5 protein-coding genes are annotated in these 4,247 nt (G+C 63.9%); 4 read left to right on the forward strand and 1 reads right to left on the reverse strand.

Annotation, left to right across the window (positions count from 1 at the left end):
• Window positions 1–18: 18 nt before the first annotated feature.
• On the reverse strand, window positions 19–813 hold the full coding sequence (locus tag JWQ61_RS14515; protein ID WP_304361149.1) for an IclR family transcriptional regulator C-terminal domain-containing protein: 795 nt from the start codon (window positions 811–813) through the stop codon (window positions 19–21).
• A 199-nt stretch (window positions 814–1,012) separates the two neighbouring features.
• On the opposite strand from JWQ61_RS14515, the gene JWQ61_RS14520 reads away from it, so the two are divergent.
• The 4 genes from JWQ61_RS14520 to JWQ61_RS14535 all read left to right on the forward strand — a co-directional run bounded on the left by JWQ61_RS14520 (window position 1,013) and on the right by JWQ61_RS14535 (window position 4,245).
• Window positions 1,013–1,711, forward strand: coding sequence for a 3-oxoacid CoA-transferase subunit A (locus tag JWQ61_RS14520; RefSeq protein WP_304361150.1), 699 nt, complete (start codon window positions 1,013–1,015; stop codon window positions 1,709–1,711).
• A 30-nt stretch (window positions 1,712–1,741) separates the two neighbouring features.
• On the forward strand, window positions 1,742–2,395 hold the full coding sequence (locus JWQ61_RS14525; RefSeq protein WP_304361151.1) for a 3-oxoacid CoA-transferase subunit B: 654 nt from the start codon (window positions 1,742–1,744) through the stop codon (window positions 2,393–2,395).
• A 35-nt stretch (window positions 2,396–2,430) separates the two neighbouring features.
• Window positions 2,431–3,633, forward strand: a complete 1,203-nt coding sequence (gene pcaF / locus JWQ61_RS14530; RefSeq protein ID WP_304361152.1) for a 3-oxoadipyl-CoA thiolase — start codon at window positions 2,431–2,433, stop codon at window positions 3,631–3,633.
• A gap of 72 nt (window positions 3,634–3,705) precedes the next feature.
• The gene (locus tag JWQ61_RS14535) at window positions 3,706–4,245 is read left to right on the forward strand and encodes an isochorismatase family protein (protein ID WP_304361153.1); all 540 of its coding nucleotides are present in this window, start codon (window positions 3,706–3,708) and stop codon (window positions 4,243–4,245) included.
• The last annotated feature ends 2 nt before the right edge of the window (window positions 4,246–4,247 follow it).

Raw genomic sequence — 4,247 nt, forward strand, 5'->3', positions numbered from 1 at the left:
CGGGTTTGCCGGTTTGCGTCATTTTTGCGCCCGCACCAGCAAATTGATCTTTGCCGCGGCGGCCAGCAGCATGGGCAGGCAATGTTCAAGCAGGTGCGCCGGGGTCGGATTATTCACCTGGCCGCTGAGGTTGATGGCGGCCACCACCCGGCCGTTGCGGTCGAACACCGGCGCGGCCAGCGAGACCAGGCCCGGCTCCAGTTCTTCATTGACCATGCACCAGCCCTGGATCCGCACCTGCCGGATGATTTCCAGCAGGCGCTGCGGATCGACCACCGTTTGCGCCGTATGCGCCGGCAACGAGGCGGCGGCCAGGCGCTGCGCGAGGGTTTCGTCCGGCAAACCGGCCAGCAGCACGCGGCCCAGCGAAGTGGCATAGGCTGGCAAGCGGCTGCCGACGCCCAGGTTGATCGACATGATCTTGTGCGCGGGCACCCGCAGCACATACACGATGTCGTCGCCGTCCAGCACGGCGGCGGAGCAGGACTGGCGCAGGCTTTGCACCAGGTCTTCCATCACCGGCTGGGCCTGGGTCCAGACCGGCAGCGACGACAGGTAGGCAAAACCCAGTTCCAGCACTTTCGGCGTCAGGCGGAACAGGCGGCCATCCATCTCGACATACCCCAGATGCAGCAGGGTCAGCAGGATGCGGCGCGCGCCGGCGCGGGTCAGTCCGGCGCCGGCCGCGACTTCGGTCAGCGTCTGCGCCGGCGCCTGGGCGCCGAAGCTGCGCAGCACCGCCAGTCCGCGTGCGAAGGACTGGACGTAGCTGTCGCCAGGTTTGGGATCGCTGGCGTCGGACGGATTCGGCATGGCCATGCTTTCATTAAAGTTGTAGTACGCAAGATGCAATGCGCAGGAGCAAAACGGCCCTGGCGCAAGGACGAGCAAATAAGCAGCAGTTGACATTGGCCTGCCAGCTGACTATTCTTTTGAAATAAGTTCTTTATACGAATAATTGTTCATTATAAGAACTTTATTATATTTTTCAACTGAAAAGTTCGTAAAACCCATGATTAATAAAATTATTCCTTCGGTCGAACAGGCGCTTGCCAATATTCATGACGGCGCCACGGTCATGATCGGCGGTTTCGGCGGCGCCGGACAGCCGGCAGAACTGATAGACGCCCTGATCGCGCAGGGCGCGTGCGACCTGGTGATCGTCAACAACAACGCCGGCAATGGCGAAACCGGATTGGCTGCGCTGTTGAAGGCGCGGCGGGTGCGCAAGATCATCTGCTCCTTCCCGCGCCAGGCCGATTCGCAAGTCTTCGACGGCCTGTACCGCGCCGGCGAACTGGAGCTGGAGCTGGTCCCGCAAGGCAACCTGGCGGAACGGATCCGCGCCGCCGGCGCCGGCATCGGCGCCTTCTTCACGCCCACCGGCTACGGCACGGAACTGGCCAAGGGCAAGGAAACCCGCGAAATCAACGGCAAGATGTATGTGCTGGAACATCCGATCCACGCGGATTTCGCCCTGATCAAGGCTGAGTGCGGCGACCGCTGGGGCAACCTGACCTACCGCAAGACCGCGCGCAATTTCGGTCCCGTCATGGCCAGCGCCGCCAAGGTCACGATCGCCTCGGTGCACGAAATCGTCGAGCTCGGCAGCCTCGATCCGGAAAGCGTGGTTACACCCGGCCTGTACGTCCAGCGGGTGGTGCAGGTGCCCCGCAGCGCAACCGGCCCGGCGGGTTTCAAGGCCGCATGAATAAGAAGAGGACAAAGAAAAGAGGACATGATGAACAAGTTGATAAATAAGTGGAGCAGAGAACAAATGGCGGCGCGCGTGGCGCAGGACATACCCGACGGCGCCGTGGTCAACCTGGGAATCGGCTTGCCGACGCTGGTGGCGAACCAGTTGCCGAGCGACCGCGAAGTGATCCTGCACAGTGAGAACGGCGTGATCGGCATGGGTCCGGCGCCGGCCAGCGGCGAGGAAGACTACGACCTGATCAACGCCGGCAAGCAAGCGGTGACGCTGCTGCCGGGCGGCTGTTATTTCCACCACGCCGACAGCTTCGCCATGATGCGCGGCGGCCATCTTGATGTCTGCGTGCTCGGCGCATTCCAGGTGTCGGCTGGCGGCGACCTGGCTAACTGGCACACCGGCGCCGCGGATGCGATTCCTGCCGTCGGCGGTGCCATGGATCTCGCCATAGGTGCCAAAAAAACCTATGTGATGATGGAGCATCTCACCAAGGCGGGAGAAAGCAAGCTGGTTGCGGCCTGCAGTTATCCGCTCACCGGGATCGCTTGCGTGAGCCGGGTCTATACCGACCTGGCGGTGATCGACCTGGCCGCCGACGGCGCCAGGGTAACCGCCATCGTCGACGGCCTGTCGTTCGAGGAGCTGCAGAAGCTGACCTCGGTGCCGCTCGTCATGGCTTGTTGACTAGAACGCATTTGATAATCGATCCAGGAGAAACCATGTCCCACGCTTTCATTTGCGATGCCCAGCGCACGCCCTTCGGCCGATATGGCGGCGCGCTGGCCAGCGTGCGCGCCGACGATCTCGGCGCGATTCCGATCCGCGCCCTGATGGCGCGCAATCCCCAGGTCGACTGGCAAGCAGTGGCCGATGTCATCTACGGCTGCGCCAACCAGGCCGGTGAAGACAACCGCAATGTGGCGCGCATGTCGGCGCTGCTGGCCGGCCTGCCGCTGGAAGTGCCGGGGGCGACCCTGAACCGTCTGTGCGGATCGGGCCTGGACGCGCTGGGCACGGCGGCGCGCGCCATCAAGAGCGGCGAGGCCGGCCTGATGATCGCCGGCGGTGTTGAGAGCATGAGCCGGGCGCCGTTCGTGATGGCCAAGGCCGAAAGCGCGTTTTCGCGCAGCGCCAGGATCGAAGACACTACCATCGGCTGGCGCTTCGTGAATGCGCTGATGAAGCAGCAGTACGGCGTCGATTCCATGCCGGAAACGGCGGAAAACGTCGCTGCCGAATACGGCATCAGCCGCGCCGACCAGGACCAGATGGCGCTCGCCAGCCAGATGAAAACGGTGGCGGCGCAAAACGCCGGCTACTTCGACAGCGAAATCACGCCGGTTGCAGTCCCGCAGAAAAAAGGCGAAACCATCATCGTCGATAAAGATGAACACCCGCGCGCCACCAGCCTGGAAGCGCTGGCCAAGCTGAAACCGGTGGTCAGGCCGGACGGCAGCGTCACCGCGGGCAATGCTTCCGGCGTCAACGACGGCGCTTGCGCGCTGCTGCTGGCCGACGAAGCCAACGCCGCGAAACATGGCCTGGTGCCGAAAGCCAGGGTCGTCGCCATGGCTACCGCCGGCGTTGCGCCGCGGGTCATGGGCATGGGTCCGGCGCCGGCGACGCTGAAAGTGCTGGCGATGACCGGCCTCAGCCTGGCTCAGTTCGATGTGATTGAGCTGAATGAAGCGTTCGCCGCCCAGGGGCTGGCGGTGCTGCGCCGGCTCGGCTTGCAGGACGACGACCCGCGCGTCAATCCCAACGGCGGTGCCATCGCGCTCGGCCATCCGCTGGGCGCCTCCGGCGCACGCCTGGCCGCCACCGCGGTCAACCAGCTGCAGCGCATCCAGGGCCGCTACGCGCTGTGCACGATGTGCATCGGCGTCGGCCAGGGGATTGCGGTGGTGCTGGAACGGGTCTGATTGCGGGCGGACGGGAAAGCAGGCGCGGCGCGTGGTATAAAACAGAATATGTCCTAAACATCTTATCTGCCCATGAGCTATCTCTGCGACGCCTCCCGCGCAACCCTGATCATTGTCGACCTGCAGGAAAAACTGATGCCGGTGATCGATGAGGGCGCGCTAGTCCTGCAGCGTGCGGTGCTGCTGGCGCAGGCCGCCGGATTGCTTGGCATTCCCGTGATCGGCACCGCGCAGCAGCCGTTGCGGCTGGGGCGCACCGTCGCGCCCATCGATGCGCTGCTGGACCGGACCATAGAAAAAACCAGCTTCGATGCCTGCGCCCAGGCCACATTCATGGCGGCGCTGAGCAATGGCCGGGACGAGCTGGTGGTGCTGGGCTGCGAAGCCCATGTCTGCGTGCTGCAGACAGTGCTGGGTTTGCTGCACCGGCAGCGCCGGGTAAAGCTGGTCAGCGATGCGATCGGCTCGCGCCGCGGCAGCGACAAGCAAGCGGCCATTGACCGCGCCCGCGCCGCCGGCGCTGAAATCGTCAGCAGCGAAATGCTGATGTTCGAATGGATGGGCAATAGCGACCATCCGGAATTCCGCAAAATACTCAAGCTGATCAAGTAGCC

This window comes from Collimonas fungivorans, from assembly GCF_028292705.1.
In the GTDB taxonomy this organism is placed as follows: Bacteria; Pseudomonadota; Gammaproteobacteria; order Burkholderiales; family Burkholderiaceae_D; genus Collimonas; species Collimonas fungivorans_B.

Bases quoted from the DNA above. Each gene is read 5' to 3' on its own strand.
- JWQ61_RS14515 (WP_304361149.1), bottom strand. From the start codon at position 813: ATGCCGAATCCGTCCGACGCCAGCGATCCCAAACCTGGCGACAGCTAC.
- JWQ61_RS14520 (WP_304361150.1), top strand. From the start codon at position 1,013: ATGATTAATAAAATTATTCCTTCGGTCGAACAGGCGCTTGCCAATATT.
- JWQ61_RS14525 (WP_304361151.1), top strand. From the start codon at position 1,742: ATGAACAAGTTGATAAATAAGTGGAGCAGAGAACAAATGGCGGCGCGC.
- pcaF (WP_304361152.1), top strand. From the start codon at position 2,431: ATGTCCCACGCTTTCATTTGCGATGCCCAGCGCACGCCCTTCGGCCGA.
- JWQ61_RS14535 (WP_304361153.1), top strand. From the start codon at position 3,706: ATGAGCTATCTCTGCGACGCCTCCCGCGCAACCCTGATCATTGTCGAC.